Source organism: Pontivivens ytuae (assembly GCF_015679265.1).
GTDB lineage: Bacteria > Pseudomonadota > Alphaproteobacteria > Rhodobacterales > Rhodobacteraceae > Pontivivens > Pontivivens ytuae.
The window spans coordinates 1,518,698-1,532,384 of sequence record NZ_CP064942.1 but is presented as its reverse complement, the minus strand read 5'-3'; the positions used below and the strand labels follow the sequence as shown (position 1 = coordinate 1,532,384).

The following is a 13,687-nucleotide window of genomic DNA, read 5'->3' as shown; positions in this document are numbered from 1 at the left end:
ACTCCCGGCCTCAGCGGAACTGGTTCGCCCGCTCGCCCTTGGCCGCGAGCGTCGCCGTCTCGGCGATGCGCTTCGCCCGGGTCTCCGCCCGCTTCGCCGTCTTGATCCATTCGAGGATGCCGCGCTTGGCCGAGCGCGGAAACGCCTCCCATTCCTCTGCCGCCGGGGGATGTGCTGTAAAGGCGGCGGCGAGGTCTTCGGGCACCTCCAGCCGCTCCACGTCGTCGAGGAAGTTCCACATCCCGTTCGCCTTCGCCGCTTCGATGAGCGCGCGTCCGGGGGGCTGCATCCGGCCTGCCGCCTCGGCTCGCGCGACATGGGCCTTGTTGACGGCGGACCAGGCGGAGGTCGGCTTGCGTGGGGAGAGCAGGAGCAGCGAGCGGTCGTCGTCCTTCTTCCGGACGGCGCTGTCGATCCAGCCCCAGCACAGCGCCTCCTCCACGATCTCGTCATGCTCGACATGGTGGGCGGTGTGCTTCTTCCACCGCACCAGCCAGATGGATTCGGTCTGCTGATGATGCGCCAAGAGCCAGTCCCGCCAGTCCGCGCGGGAGCGGATATCGACTTCCTTCAGATCGGCGGCGCGGGGCATCGAACGCTCCTCTTGAAGTGCGAATCAATTCCTGATTCAATAAAGGGGAGGCCCACCGGCGCTTCGGCTAATCGTCCAGGATCAGCAGCCCTGCTTGGGCTTGGAGCGGCGGTGCGGCTTCACCGGAACTGTTTTCGGTCCCGGCTTCTTGCCTGGTCGCACGACCCGTTTAACGGGCTTGCATTTTGCCATCGGCATCACCTCCTTTCCGGGGTAGCGAACCCCAAGATGTGGTGCCGGTGGGCCTCACGGATAGACTAGCGCCACTAGACTCAGTGTGGAAGAAGTTTTCCACAGGCGAGCACACTCTTTTTGCTTACTAATGCGCCTCCGCCCAGTTGGTGCCCGTCCCCCCATCGACGACAAGCGGGACGTCGAGGTGGACGGCGGGGTTGGCGGCGGCCTCCATGACGTCCTTCACCGTGCCGATCAGGTCGTCGGCGGCATCGGCGGGCACCTCGAAGAGGAGTTCGTCGTGGACCTGCAGCAGCATGCGCCCCGGCAGCTTCGCCTTCTCCATCGCCGGGGGCACGCGGATCATGGCGCGGCGGATGATGTCGGCGGCCGTCCCCTGGATCGGCGCGTTGATCGCGGCGCGGTAGGCAAAACCCGCGCGCGGGCCCGAGGAGCCGATTTCCGGCGTGTGGATCTTGCGGCCGAACAGGGTCTCGACGTAGCCGTGCTCCTTTGCGAAGGCCTTGGTCTCGTCCATGTACTTCCGGATGCCGGGGAAGCGTTCGAAATAGCGGTCGATGAAGGCCTTCGCGTCCTCGCGCGGGATGCGCAGGTTGTTGGAGAGGCCGAAGGCGGAGATCCCGTAGATCACCCCGAAATTGATCGCCTTGGCCTGCCGCCGCACCTCCGGCGTCATCTCGTCGAGCGGCACGTCGAACATCTCGCTCGCCGTCATCGCGTGGATGTCGAGCCCGTCGCGGAAGGCCTGCTTCAGCGCATCGATCCCCGCGATATGCGCGAGGATCCGCAACTCGATCTGGGAGTAGTCGAGGGAGACGAGGACGTTGCCCTCCTCCGCCACGAAGGCCTCGCGGATGCGGCGCCCTTCCTCCGTCCGTACCGGGATGTTCTGAAGGTTCGGGTCGGTGGAGGCGAGGCGGCCGGTGTTCGCCCCCGCGATGGAATAAGAGGTGTGCACCCGCCCCGTATCGGGGTGGATATGCTCCTGCAGCGCATCGGTGTAGGTCGATTTCAGCTTGGAGATCTGCCGCCAGTCGAGCACGCGGGCCGGCAGGTCATGGCCTTGCGCGGCCAGTTCCTCCAGCACGTCGGCGCCGGTGGAATAGGCGCCGGTCTTGCCCTTCTTCCCGCCGGGCAGGGACATCTCGTCGAACAGGATCTCGCCAAGTTGCTTGGGCGAGCCAACGTTGAACTTGCGGCCCGCGAGTCCCTGGATCTCGTCCTCCAGCCCCGCCATCTTCTGCGCGAAGGTGTTGGACATGCGGGAGAGGTGGTCGCGATCCACTTTGATCCCGTGCATCTCCATCTGCGCGAGCACCGGGACGAGCGGGCGCTCCATCGTCTCGTAGACGGTCGTCACCCGCTCCTTGACCAGCCCCGGCTTCAGCAGCGTCCAGAGGCGCAGGGTGACGTCCGCATCCTCGGCGGCGTAGGGCGCGGCCTCCTCGATCTTCACCTGGTCGAAGGTGATCTGCTTCTTGCCGGTGCCGAGCAGTGTCTTGATCGCGATGGGCTTGTGGTCGAGATAGCGCTCGCTGAGCATGTCCATCCCGTGTCCGTGCAGACCGGCGTGCTGGGCGTAGGAGATGAGCATCGTGTCGTCGATCGGCGCGAGGGTGATCCCCTCGCGGGCGAAGATCTTCAGGTCGTATTTCGCGTTCTGAAGGATCTTGAGGATCGACGGATCCTCCAGCATCGGCTTCAGCATCTCCAACGCCTGGGCGAAGTCCATCTGACCCTCGGAGCGCTCGGCCCCACCGAGCAGGTCGCCGGTGCCGTTCACATGGGCGAGCGGGATGTAGCACGCCTCGCCCGGCTCGACGGAAAGACAGACGCCGACGAGGCCCGCCAGCATCTCGTCGAGGCCCGTGGTCTCGGTATCCACGGCGACGTAGCCGCGCTCGTAGATCCGGTCGAGCCAGGTTTGCAGCGCCGCCTCGTCCCGCACGATCTCGTAGGCATCGGCCTTGATCTCCGGAAACTCCGGCGCGGCCGGACCGGGGGCATGGGCCTCACCGGCCGGGGCCGCGGCGGGGGCGGAGATGGTCGGGGCCTCGACGCCCAGCTTCTCCGCAATGCGGTTGGTGATGGTGCGGAACTCCATCTCCGCGAGGAAGGGCAGCACCTTGTCGGCGTCGAGCGGCTGGACCTCCATCGCGTCGAGCGCGACCTCCACCGGCACGTTGCGCTCCAGCGTCACGAGCTGCTTGGAGACGCGCACCTGATCGGCGTGGTCGATCAGGGTCTGGCGGCGCTTGGGCTGTTTGATCTCCTCGGCGCGCTCTAGGAGCGTCTCGACATCGCCGTATTCGTTGATGAGAAGGGCGGCGGTTTTGATGCCGATCCCCGGCGCGCCCGGCACGTTGTCGACGCTGTCGCCGGCGAGGGCCTGCACGTCGACCACCTTGTCGGGGCCGACGCCGAACTTCTCCTCCACCTCCTCGGGGCCGATGCGGACGTTCTTCATTCCATCGACCATTTCCACCCCGCCGCCGACGAGCTGCATCAGGTCCTTGTCGGAGGAGACGATGGTGACGCGCGCGCCCGCCGCCTTCGCCTGCTCGGCGAAGGTCGCGATCAGGTCATCGGCCTCCCACCCCTCCTGCTCGATGCAGGCGATGCCGAAGGCGCGCGTCGCCTCGCGGGTCAGCGGGATCTGGGGGGCGAGCTCCTCGGGCAGAGGCGGGCGCTGGGCCTTGTACTCCGGGTAGATCTCGTTGCGGAAGGTCTTGGACGAATGGTCGAAGATCACGGCGAGGTGGGTCGGCGCATCGTCCCCCGTGTTCCCCTCGATCATCTTGAAGAGCATGTTGCAGAAGCCCGAGACGGCGCCGATCGGCAGCCCGTCGGACTTGCGCGTCAGTGGTGGCAGGGCGTGGAAAGCGCGGAAGATGTAGCCCGACCCGTCGATCAGATGCAGGTGATGTCCCTTGCCGATGGCCATGCGCGCGTCCTCCTCATGCTGCGGCGGACCATAGGGCGCGGCGCGCGGGATGGCGAGGGGGCTCCCTCACTCGGACGGTGCGCGGCGGGCGTTTGCCGGGCCGCGCATCAGCCGCTCGATGGCGGCGAAGAGAAAGGCAGTGCTGATCCCGAAGGTGAGCAGGCCCGTCGCCGAGGCAAACGCGCCGAAGACGCGCAGATCCGGCCCCAGCGTCACGTCGCCATAGCCCAGCGTCGTGTAGGTCGCGATCGAGAAATAGAAGCTGGTCGAGAACTCCTCGAACACCTCCATCACGAAGAAGACGAGCGCCCACAGCCAGATCTGGATCGTGTGTGCCGCGACGATGAAGACGAGGCTGAAGGACAGGAGCGCCATCGCCTTGATCCGCGGGCCGAGCCTGCGGACGGCGCGAACAGGTCGGATGAGGCCGGGAAGGCTGAGCGCCACCGCTCCGGCATGGATCAGGGCGCACAGGCACAGTAGCAGGCTGCCCAGCAGGATCTGAAGCATCAGGGACATATCGCGGCCTCGTCGGTGCATCCGGCGCTTCTGACTAGGGACCGCTGCGCCGCCTTTGCAAGCGGATCAGGGCGGGGTGGCCTGCTGTCCGCGCAGGTCGAGTGCCGCCTCCCGCACGATCTCCGACACGGTGCGGAGCTGCTGTTCCAGCGGATTGGTCTTGCGCCAGGTCATCCCGATGGTGCGCATCGGCTCGGGATCGCGGAACCGTGCGACGGAGACGGGGGCGGAGCGCGTCTCGACCCGGATCGCCATCTCCGGGATCAGGGTCACGCCGATGCCCGCGCCCACCATCTGCACGAGGGTCGAGAGCGAACTGCCGTCCATCAGGTCCCGCGTCTGCGGCGCGTCGATGTTGCAGAAGGAGAGGGCCTGGTCGCGGAAGCAGTGCCCCTCCTCCAGCAGGAGCAGCTTCATCTTCTGGAGCGCCTGACCATCGGGCACGGGCTTATCCGCATCCTCCAGCGGGCGGACGAACATGAAGCTTTCGGACAGGAGCTCCACCTCGACGAAGGAGGGTTCGGAGAGGGGGAGTGCCAGGATCGCGGCGTCGAGCCGTCCGCTCCGGATCTCGTCGGCGAGGCGGGGCGTCACCGTCTCCCGCACATGGATGTCGAGGCGGGGGAAACGCTCGGTCAGCCGCTTCAGGATGTCTGGCAGCAGATAGGGCGCGATGGTCGGGATAATGCCGAGGCGGAAAGGCCCCGACAGGTCGTCACGCGAGCCGCGGGCGAGGTCGCCGACCTCCTCCACCGCGCGCAGGATCTCGCCCGCACGCTCGGCCAGCACGTCGCCGAGCCCGGTCAGCCGGACCTGCCGCCGGTCCCGCTCGACCAGCGGCGCGCCCAGCATTTCCTCCAGTTCCTTGATCTGGAGCGACAGCGCGGGCTGGGAGATTGCGCAGGCCTCCGCCGCCCGGCCGAAGTGGCGATGCTGCGCCAGGGCCGCGAAGTACCGGAAATGCTTGAGGGTCAGACCTTTCATAAGCTCCACTCATCGAGATCATTTGGCTTTCAAAATTCAGCTAATCGATTCCACGCGCTAAAACCAGAGGTGGAACAGGGTGGAGGCCGACTCGGTCCGGGCTTCGCCGCGATGCCTTCACCAGCCATTCGATGCGCCTATGTCAGGTGCATCCAAGCGAGGAGACGATCATGGACGGTAACTTCACGGGGGGCGGTGGTTGCCCCGTCGCGCACGGCAAGGGCACCAGCAACCGCGACTGGTGGCCGAATGCGCTCAATCTCAGCGTCCTGCATCAGCACTCCGCCCTGTCGAACCCGATGCAGCCGGATTTCGACTATGTCGAGGCGTTCGAGAAGCTGGATCTGAAGGCGCTCAAGCAGGACATCTACGACCTGATGAAGACGAGCCAGGACTGGTGGCCCGCGGATTACGGCCATTACGGCCCGCTCTTCATCCGGATGGCGTGGCACTCCGCCGGGACCTACCGGACCGCTGACGGTCGCGGCGGCGGTGGCACGGGCACCCAACGGTTTGCCCCGCTCAACAGCTGGCCGGACAACGCGAACCTCGACAAGGCGCGCATGCTGCTGTGGCCGATCAAGCAGAAATACGGCAAGTCGATCTCCTGGGCCGACCTGATGATCCTCGCGGGCAACTGCGCGCTGGAGGACATGGGCCTGAAGACCTTCGGCTTCGCCGGTGGCCGGACCGACATCTGGGAGCCGGAGGAGGACGTCTACTGGGGTCAGGAGGTCGAGTGGCTCGGAGATGTCCGCTACAAGGGCGAGCGCGAGCTCGACCTGCCGCTGGCCGCCGTGCAGATGGGTCTGATCTACGTGAACCCGCAGGGGCCGAACGGTGAGCCGGACCCGATCGCCTCGGGCCGCGACATCCGCGAGACCTTCGCCCGGATGGCGATGAACGACGAGGAGACCGTCGCGCTGGCCGCCGGCGGTCACACCTTCGGCAAGGCGCACGGCGCGGCCGCCGAAGACCATCTCGACCGGGAGCCCGAGGGCGCCGGGATCCACATGATGGGTCAGGGCTGGTACAACAGCTACGAGAGCGGCAAGGGCGTCCACACCATCACCAGCGGCATCGAGGGGCCGTGGACTCCGACGCCGACGAAGTGGGACATGTCCTATTTCGATGTCCTCTTCGGTTATGACTGGGAGCTGACGAAGAGCCCGGCAGGCGCCTGGCAGTGGCAGGCGAAGGGCCTCAAGGACGAGGATCACGCGCCGCAGGTCGACGGCTCCGGCAAGGTGCCGCTCATGATGACCACTGCGGACATGGCGATGAAGATGGACCCGATCTACGGCCCCATCTCCAAGCGCTTCCACGAGAACCCCGACCAGTTCGCCGATGCCTTCGCCCGCGCATGGTTCAAGCTGACCCACCGCGACATGGGTCCCCGCGCACTCTACAAGGGTGCCGAGGTTCCGGAGGAGGTTTTGCTGTGGCAGGACCCGATCCCCGAGGCGGACTACGCACAGATCGACGCGGCCGACGTGGCGGCGCTCAAGGAGAAGATCCTGGCGACCGATCTGGCCACCAGCGAGCTGGTGAAGACCGCCTGGGCCTCCGCCTCCACCTTCCGCGGCTCCGACAAGCGCGGCGGGGCCAATGGCGGCCGCATACGGCTCGCCCCGATGAAGGACTGGGAGGTCAATGAGCCTGCCACGCTCCAGCGGGTGCTGACGGCGCTCGAAGGCGTGCAGGCCGACTTCAACGGCTCGGCGTCGGGCGGCAAGCAGGTCTCCATGGCCGATCTCATCGTGCTGGGCGGCGTGGCAGCGGTCGAGGCCGCGGCAAAGGCCGCCGGTCACGAGATCGAGGTGCCCTTCACACCCGGCCGCACCGATGCGTCGCAGGAGCAGACGGATATCGAGAGCTTCGGGATGCTGGAGCCCTTCGCCGACGGCTTCCGCAACTACTCCAAGCCGAGCGATCTCGTCTCCGGTGAGGAGCTGCTGGTCGACCGGGCGCAGCTCATGACGCTCACCGCACCCGAGATGACGGTGCTGATGGGCGGCCTGCGGGCGCTGGGCGCGAACTGGGACGGCTCTTCGCATGGTGTCTTCACCGACCGGCCGGGGCAGCTGACGAACGACTACTTCGTCAACCTGCTCGACCTCGGCATCAAGTGGGAGGCGACGGACGACAGCGAGCAGAGCTTCGAGGGCCGCGACCGCAAGACCGGTGAGGTGAAGTGGACCGGGACGCGCGTCGACCTGGTGTTCGGCTCCAACTCGCAGCTTCGGGCACTGTCCGAGGTCTATGCCTGCGCCGACAGCACCGAGGATTTCCTGCGCGACTTCGTCGCCGCGTGGACCAAGGTGATGGAGCTCGACCGGTTCGACCTGACGGCCTGATGCTCCATCGGTCCGGGCGTAGCGAACGGCGCCCGGACCATTACACCATCAGGGGCGCCGGAGCGCTGCGCCGAATCCCGGGATACCTCTCCAGAGAAGAAGATCAGTGGAGGCTGTGGCCGCGATAGCCCTGCTGGCGTGTGTAGAACGTGGCCAGCGACTTGTCGCGTTCGTCCGGGAAGACCTCGCCCTCTACCAGCTCTCCCATCCGATCAATGCGGAACATGCGGAAGTCCTCCCGCAGTTCGCACCAGGCCACCAATGTCCAGGTCTGACCCCAGAACCAGAGGCCCAGCGGGCGGACGGTGCGCCGCGTGGCGCGGTTCTCGGCATCGGAATAGGCGAAGCTGATCCGCAGGCGGGCGTCGCAGGCCTTTTCCAGCGCATCGATCCGGGCCCGGCACTCGTCGTCGAGCCGCCAGGAGGGGAAGGCGTGGATCGGCACGCGGTCGGTATCGGCGCGCTTCGCCTCGGGCAGCACCGCGTCGATCTTCGTCAGCGCCTCCTCGGCGGCGAGCGCCATCTCGGCCCCGCCCCAGGCTCGGATCAGGCGGATGCCTGCGACCAGCGCCGTCAGCTCCTGCTGGCTGAACATCAGTGGCGGCAGGTCGTAGCCCGCGCGCATGATGTAGCCGACCCCGGCCTCGCCCTCGATGGGCACGCCGGAGCCGATGAGGTCGGCGACGTCGCGATAGACCGTCCGCTCCGACACCTCCAGCCGCTCGGACAGCATGCGCGCGGTCAGAAGCCGCCCGCCGCGCAGGTACTGGACGATCTGGAACAGCCGGTCCGCCCGCCGCATGTCAGGCCGCCTGGAAGAGGCCGATGGAGTTCCCGTCGGGATCCACCGCGTAGACGAAGCGCCCGGCCGGGATCGCGATCGGCGCCGACAGTACGGCACCGCCTGCCTCCTTGCACCGGCCGGCGGCGGCTTCGAGGGTGTCGGGCACGGCGAGGTGAACGGTCGGGCCGTTGCCCTCCTCCGCCGGGTTGCCGGGGTAGAGGTGGCCCGCGATCGAGTTCTTGTCGGCACCCGGCAGCATCGCCATCGGGTTCGGGCCGTTGTTGTCGATGCTCATGTCGTAGCCGAAGACGCGGTTGTAGAACGTGACGCTCTTCTCCAGGTCCGTGCAGGGCAGCTCGGTCCAGACGACGGGATGTTCGGGGGCGAAGCTCATGGCGGCTCTCCGTTGGGCTGTTGGTGTGCCCAAGGTTTACCCTACCGCTCCTGACAGGGTTCTGTCAGGAGCCCGCATCGCCGAACACATCGCGGAGCCGGCGGATCAGCCAGTCGATCGCGGGGCCCGTCGCCCGGTCGGTGCGAGTGAAGGCGAGGAGGGGGACGCGCAGCGTCTCCTCCGACCGCGCTTCGAGCTGGAGGGGGACGAGGGTGCCGCGCGCCAGATCCTCCGCGATTTCCGCGACCGGGGCGGTGCCCCAGCCCAGGCCCCGGCGCAGCATCCGGCAGCGCAGCGTCAAGTCACCGACTTCCCACGTGTCGTGGACCAGCCTGTTGGTGAAGTCGCCGCGCGTAACCGGCACGAGCTGCCGATGGTCCTGTACATCCGCATCGGTGAGCGGACGCCCGAGTTGAGCGAGCGGATGGTCGGGTGCGGCCACGATGGCGATGTCCGCGCTTCCAACCGCATGGCGGTCGAACGCATCCTCGTCATAGCCGGTGAGGCTGATCGCCCCCGCGATCCCGAGATCGGCCTGTCCGCTGCTGACAAGATCCGGCGCGCCACCGATATCGACGCGCAGTACCCGCAGGCTCACGCCCGGAAAGGCGTCACGGAAGGTGTCGAGCACCTCGACCATCGGATCGACCGGCACGACGATGCCGATGGCGATCGTCAGATGGCCGGGCGCGCCACCGGCCAGCGCATTCGCCGTCGCGCGCAGCCGCGCCGCGCGGACGATCACCATGCGCGCCTCGGCGACGATGACCTCCCCCGCCTCCGTCAGGCGCGGCTTGCGGGTGCTGCGGTCGAAAAGCGTGACGCCGAGCTGATCCTCCAGCGTCGCGATCGACTGGCTGACGGCCGACTGCGCGCGCTGCACATGTTTCGACGCGGCGGTGAAGCTGCCGGTATCCGCGATCGCGATCAGCATGCGGAGCTGGTCGAGTGTCACGCCGTCGAGCATTCGCGCCTCAATCCATCGGTTTGACCGATAGCTTGCAGCAGAATTTTCGCACTGCAAGAGCGGGCCCGGAAAACCGATCTCTCTGGCATGGGCGCAGCAAGGCGCCGCAACGCAGATCAGAGGAGACCGCGAGATGACCGATTTCAACGAGACCGCCCCGACCCGCCGCGCCGCTCTGCGGGGCCTCGGCCTGTCCGGCCTGGGGCTCGCCGCGATGGCAGGAGCCGGTGCCGCCGCAGCTCAAGAGGCCACCGCCTCCAGCCGCCCGCTGGCCGGAAAAACCGCCATCGTGACCGGCGCGCGCGCCAATATGGGCCGCGCCTTCTCCGTCGCGCTGGCGGAGATGGGCGCCGATGTCGTCGTCCACTACCACCGGGCCGAAACCGTCGGCGAGGCCGAGGAAACCGCCCGCTTCGTCCGCGCTGCGGGCAGCCGCGCCGTGCTCAGCGTCGGCGATCTGGGCCAGCCGGAGACGGCGCGCGCGATGTTCGACGCGGCAGAGCGGGAGTTCGGCGGCGCCGACATCCTCGTCAACAATGCCGGCGCGATCATCAAGAAGCCGGTCGCCGAGTTCACCGATGAGGAGTTCGATCGGCTCGACTCCGCCAACGGCCGCGGCCTGTTCTTCGCCCTGCGCGAGGGCGCGCGCCGCCTGCGCGACGGCGGCCGCATCATCAACAACGCCACGTCGCTGCTGGCCGGCGCGGCCCCCGGCTACGCGATCTACGCCGGCACCAAGGCGCCGGTGGAGGAATACACCCGGATGATGGCCAAGGAGCTGGGTGACCGGATGATCACCGTGAACGCCATCGCCCCGGGCCCGGTCGACACGCCCTTCTTCCACGGGGCAGAGACGCCGCAATCAGTGGCCTATGCCGCCGGGCTCTCCGTCGAGGGACGCCTTGGCAAGGTCGACGATATCGTGCCGCTGGTCCGCTTCCTCGCCTCGCCGGACAGCCAGTGGGTCAACGGGCAGACGATGTGGGTGAACGGCGGCTATCTCACCCGCTGATCGAACGGGCAGGGTGGCTCAGCGCTGATCCGCCGGGCCGCCCTCCAGCACGAAGCGCTTGTCGCAGTAGCCGCACTCGACGAAGCCTTCCTCCGGGTCGATGGAGTACCAGACGCGCGGGTGGCCGAGGCCGCCTGTGCCGCCGTCACAGGCGATGCGGGTCTTGGTGACATACTCGATCTCTGGTGCGGGTCGGGTCATGGGCGGCCTTGTCGAGAGTTGGCGTTTCGCGAAGCGCGGCATAGATCGCTCTCAGCAACCCGCCGGTCGCGGCGGAATATGATCCAAGCGGCGCGGCCCGGCAAGGGCGCCCGCACGAGGGGAGGGGCCATGCCCGACAACGCCATCGAACTCCACGGCCTGAAGAAGGTCTATCGCGGGCAGGGCGGCGAGCCCGACAAGGTGGCGCTCCATGGCCTCGACCTCGGCATTCCCGCGGGTTCGATCTTCGGCCTGTTGGGGCCGAACGGGGCGGGCAAGTCGACCACGATCAACATCATGGCCGGTCTGGTGAACAAGACCGAAGGCAAGGTGCGGATCTGGGGCTTCGACCAGGACGAGAACCCGCGGATGTCCCGCGCCTCGATCGGCGTGGTGCCTCAGGAGCTCAACATCGACCCCTTCTTCACGCCCCGCGCGGCGCTGGAGGTGCAGGCGGGTCTCTACGGTGTTCCGGCGGCGCGGCGGCGGACCGATGCGATCCTCGAGAAGGTGGGCCTCGCCGACAAGGCGGAGGCCTATGCCCGCACGCTGTCGGGCGGGATGCGGCGGCGGCTGCTGGTGGCCAAGGCGCTGGTGCACGCGCCGCAGGTCCTCGTCCTCGACGAACCCACGGCCGGGGTGGACATCGAGCTGCGCCAGATGCTGTGGGACTACGTGCGGGAGCTCAATGCGGCTGGCACCACGATCATCCTCACCACCCATTACCTGGAGGAGGCGGAGGAGATGTGCGACCGCATCGGCATCATCTCCCAGGGCAATCTCGTGGCCTGCGACGAAACGTCCGCCCTGCTCGCCCGGCTCGACGCAAAGGCGCTCGTCGTGACGCCTGAAGGCGATGCCGACCTGCCCGGTCTGCCCGATGGCGTTCGGGGCGAGACACGCGAGGATGGCGCACTGGTACTGCATTATCGCAAGTCCCAGCACTCCGCGATGGACCTGCTCGACCACCTGCGCGGGCAGGGCATCACCATCCGCGACATGGCCACCGAGGAGCCTCATCTGGAGGACGTCTTCCGCGAACTGACCCGGGCCGCGTGATTTGACGGTGAACCATTTCTCTCACGCCGCGTAACCGTTTCGAGAGCCTATGTTTGGAGGAAGAAAATGGCTGCCGTCGACAGACCTTACCGCTGGGTACCCGTACTTGGTTGGATGCTACGGGACCTTGATGAGGGGCGGGAGGATGCGCCGCTCTGGTTCGGCCTCGTCGTCGCGATGCTCGGCGGCCTCGCCGGCATCTTCTTCGGTGTCTGGGGCTTCCTGCTCTACTTCCTCGCGCTGACGCCGGTAGCGCTGATCGGCTACGGCATCGCGGTGTTTTCGGCCATCGCGCCGGATTTGAAGAGCTCCCAGGAGGAGCGGCAGGAGATGCAGCGCATCATCGCCGAGAACCGCGAGAAGGCGGACCTCTGAGCGCATACGTCGCTTACGGAGACTGAACCGCCCCGGCCTCAGCGCCGGGGCCTTTCGTTTCCGGGTGGGAGGGGTGCCAGCTTGAGCGAGCGGTCCCGGCTCTACGGCCGGGACGGTCCGGTCCGCAGGCAGGCGTCACTAAAATCCAACCACCCCGGCCTCGCGCCGGGGCCTTCTGCTGCGGCTTCCGTCGAACGGTCCCGGCGCTTCGGCCGGGACGATGGCGCGAATTAGCCCCGTGACGCCTTCTCCGCGATCCCGGAGGTCCCCTCGCGCCGCTCCAGCTCGGCCAGCACGTCGGACCAGGCCACACCACGCGCCGTCAGCATCACCATGAGGTGGTAGAGCACGTCCGCCGCCTCGTAGGTCAGCTTGTCGGTGTCGCCCTTCGCAGCCTCGATGATCGCCTCGATGGCCTCCTCACCGAACTTCTCCGCGCACTTCTCCGGCCCTTTGGCCAGCATCCGCGCCGTGTGGGAGCTTTCGGGGTCGGCACCGGCGCGCCCCGCGATGGTCTCCGCCAGGCGGTCGAGCACGTTCATTGCAGCCTCATGGGAATGCCGGCGGCGGCCATGTGGGCCTTCGCCTCGCCGATGGAATAGGTTCCGAAGTGGAAGATCGAGGCGGCGAGCACCGCGCTCGCCCCGCCTTCCGTCACGCCCTCGACGAGGTGATCCAGCGTGCCGACCCCGCCCGAGGCGATGACAGGGACGCTCACCGCATCCGAGATCGCCTTGGTCAGCGGCAGGTTGTAGCCCGACTTGGTGCCGTCCTTGTCCATTGAGGTCAGCAGGATCTCCCCCGTGCCGCGCGCGGCCATGTCCTTCGCGAACTCGACCGCGTCGATGCCCGTGGGCTTCGTGCCGCCATGGGTGAAGATCTCCCAGCGGCCGGGCTCCACCGTCTTCGCGTCCACCGCCACCACGATGCACTGCGCGCCGAACTTGTTGGCGGCGGCGTTGATCACATCCGGGTTGGCCACGGCAGCGGAGTTGAAGCTCACCTTGTCGGCCCCGGCGAGCAGCAGCGCCCGCACGTCCTCGACCGTGCGCACGCCGCCGCCGATGGTCAGCGGCATGAAGCAGGCCTCTGCCGTCCGGCTGGCGAGGTCGTACATCGTGCCGCGGTTCTCCAGCGTCGCGGCGATGTCGAGAAAGCAGAGCTCGTCCGCCCCCGCCGCATCATAGGCGATGGCCGCCTCCACCGGGTCGCCCGCGTCCACGAGGCCCTTGAAGTTGACGCCCTTCACGACGCGGCCGTCCTTCACGTCGAGGCAGGGGATGATGCGGGTCTTGAGCATGGCG

14 protein-coding genes are annotated in these 13,687 nt (G+C 67.5%); 4 read left to right on the top strand and 10 right to left on the bottom strand.

What is annotated here, in order from left to right:
• Window positions 1–10: 10 nt before the first annotated feature.
• From I0K15_RS07465 to I0K15_RS07450, 4 genes are all read right to left on the bottom strand, one after another.
• Window positions 11–592: a YdeI/OmpD-associated family protein gene (locus I0K15_RS07465; RefSeq protein ID WP_196104818.1), complete on the bottom strand. Its 582-nt coding sequence runs from the start codon at window positions 590–592 to the stop codon at window positions 11–13.
• 319 nt (window positions 593–911) lie between these two features.
• Window positions 912–3,731, bottom strand: a complete 2,820-nt coding sequence (gene polA / locus I0K15_RS07460; RefSeq protein WP_196104816.1) for a DNA polymerase I — start codon at window positions 3,729–3,731, stop codon at window positions 912–914.
• A 66-nt stretch (window positions 3,732–3,797) separates the two neighbouring features.
• A complete protein-coding gene (locus I0K15_RS07455) occupies window positions 3,798–4,250 on the bottom strand; it encodes a potassium channel family protein (protein ID WP_196104814.1) in 453 nt (150 codons plus the stop codon).
• A gap of 66 nt (window positions 4,251–4,316) precedes the next feature.
• A complete protein-coding gene (locus tag I0K15_RS07450) occupies window positions 4,317–5,234 on the bottom strand; it encodes a hydrogen peroxide-inducible genes activator (RefSeq protein WP_196104812.1) in 918 nt (305 codons plus the stop codon).
• A 170-nt stretch (window positions 5,235–5,404) separates the two neighbouring features.
• Here I0K15_RS07450 and katG point away from each other — a divergent pair, with 170 nt between their 5' ends.
• The gene (gene katG, locus I0K15_RS07445; RefSeq protein ID WP_196104811.1) at window positions 5,405–7,591 is read left to right on the top strand and encodes a catalase/peroxidase HPI; all 2,187 of its coding nucleotides are present in this window, start codon (window positions 5,405–5,407) and stop codon (window positions 7,589–7,591) included.
• Between the two features lie 103 nt (window positions 7,592–7,694).
• Here katG and I0K15_RS07440 read toward each other — a convergent pair whose 3' ends face one another.
• The 3 genes from I0K15_RS07440 to I0K15_RS07430 all read right to left on the bottom strand — a co-directional run bounded on the left by I0K15_RS07440 (window position 7,695) and on the right by I0K15_RS07430 (window position 9,736).
• Window positions 7,695–8,393: a helix-turn-helix transcriptional regulator gene (locus tag I0K15_RS07440; protein WP_196104809.1), complete on the bottom strand. Its 699-nt coding sequence runs from the start codon at window positions 8,391–8,393 to the stop codon at window positions 7,695–7,697.
• Between the two features lies 1 nt (window position 8,394).
• Window positions 8,395–8,769: a VOC family protein gene (locus I0K15_RS07435; protein WP_196104807.1), complete on the bottom strand. Its 375-nt coding sequence runs from the start codon at window positions 8,767–8,769 to the stop codon at window positions 8,395–8,397.
• Window positions 8,770–8,833: 64 nt separating this feature from the next.
• Window positions 8,834–9,736, bottom strand: coding sequence for a LysR family transcriptional regulator (locus tag I0K15_RS07430; RefSeq protein ID WP_196104806.1), 903 nt, complete (start codon window positions 9,734–9,736; stop codon window positions 8,834–8,836).
• A gap of 133 nt (window positions 9,737–9,869) precedes the next feature.
• On the opposite strand from I0K15_RS07430, the gene I0K15_RS07425 reads away from it, so the two are divergent.
• On the top strand, window positions 9,870–10,748 hold the full coding sequence (locus I0K15_RS07425) for an SDR family oxidoreductase (protein WP_230374330.1): 879 nt from the start codon (window positions 9,870–9,872) through the stop codon (window positions 10,746–10,748).
• An 18-nt stretch (window positions 10,749–10,766) separates the two neighbouring features.
• Here I0K15_RS07425 and I0K15_RS07420 read toward each other — a convergent pair whose 3' ends face one another.
• On the bottom strand, window positions 10,767–10,949 hold the full coding sequence (locus I0K15_RS07420; protein ID WP_196104804.1) for a zinc-finger domain-containing protein: 183 nt from the start codon (window positions 10,947–10,949) through the stop codon (window positions 10,767–10,769).
• 129 nt (window positions 10,950–11,078) lie between these two features.
• Here I0K15_RS07420 and I0K15_RS07415 point away from each other — a divergent pair, with 129 nt between their 5' ends.
• The gene (locus I0K15_RS07415) at window positions 11,079–12,008 is read left to right on the top strand and encodes an ABC transporter ATP-binding protein (protein WP_196104802.1); all 930 of its coding nucleotides are present in this window, start codon (window positions 11,079–11,081) and stop codon (window positions 12,006–12,008) included.
• Between the two features lie 66 nt (window positions 12,009–12,074).
• Window positions 12,075–12,383 (top strand): hypothetical protein, encoded by a 309-nt coding sequence (locus I0K15_RS07410; RefSeq protein ID WP_196104800.1) that lies wholly within the window; start codon window positions 12,075–12,077, stop codon window positions 12,381–12,383.
• 230 nt (window positions 12,384–12,613) lie between these two features.
• Here the strand turns inward: I0K15_RS07410 and I0K15_RS07405 are convergent, their stop codons facing one another.
• A complete protein-coding gene (locus I0K15_RS07405) occupies window positions 12,614–12,925 on the bottom strand; it encodes a phosphoribosyl-ATP diphosphatase (protein WP_196104799.1) in 312 nt (103 codons plus the stop codon).
• Window positions 12,922–13,683, bottom strand: a complete 762-nt coding sequence (gene hisF / locus I0K15_RS07400; RefSeq protein WP_196104797.1) for an imidazole glycerol phosphate synthase subunit HisF — start codon at window positions 13,681–13,683, stop codon at window positions 12,922–12,924. The genes I0K15_RS07405 and hisF overlap by 4 nt, the downstream gene beginning before the upstream one ends.
• Between the last annotated feature and the right edge of the window lie 4 nt (window positions 13,684–13,687).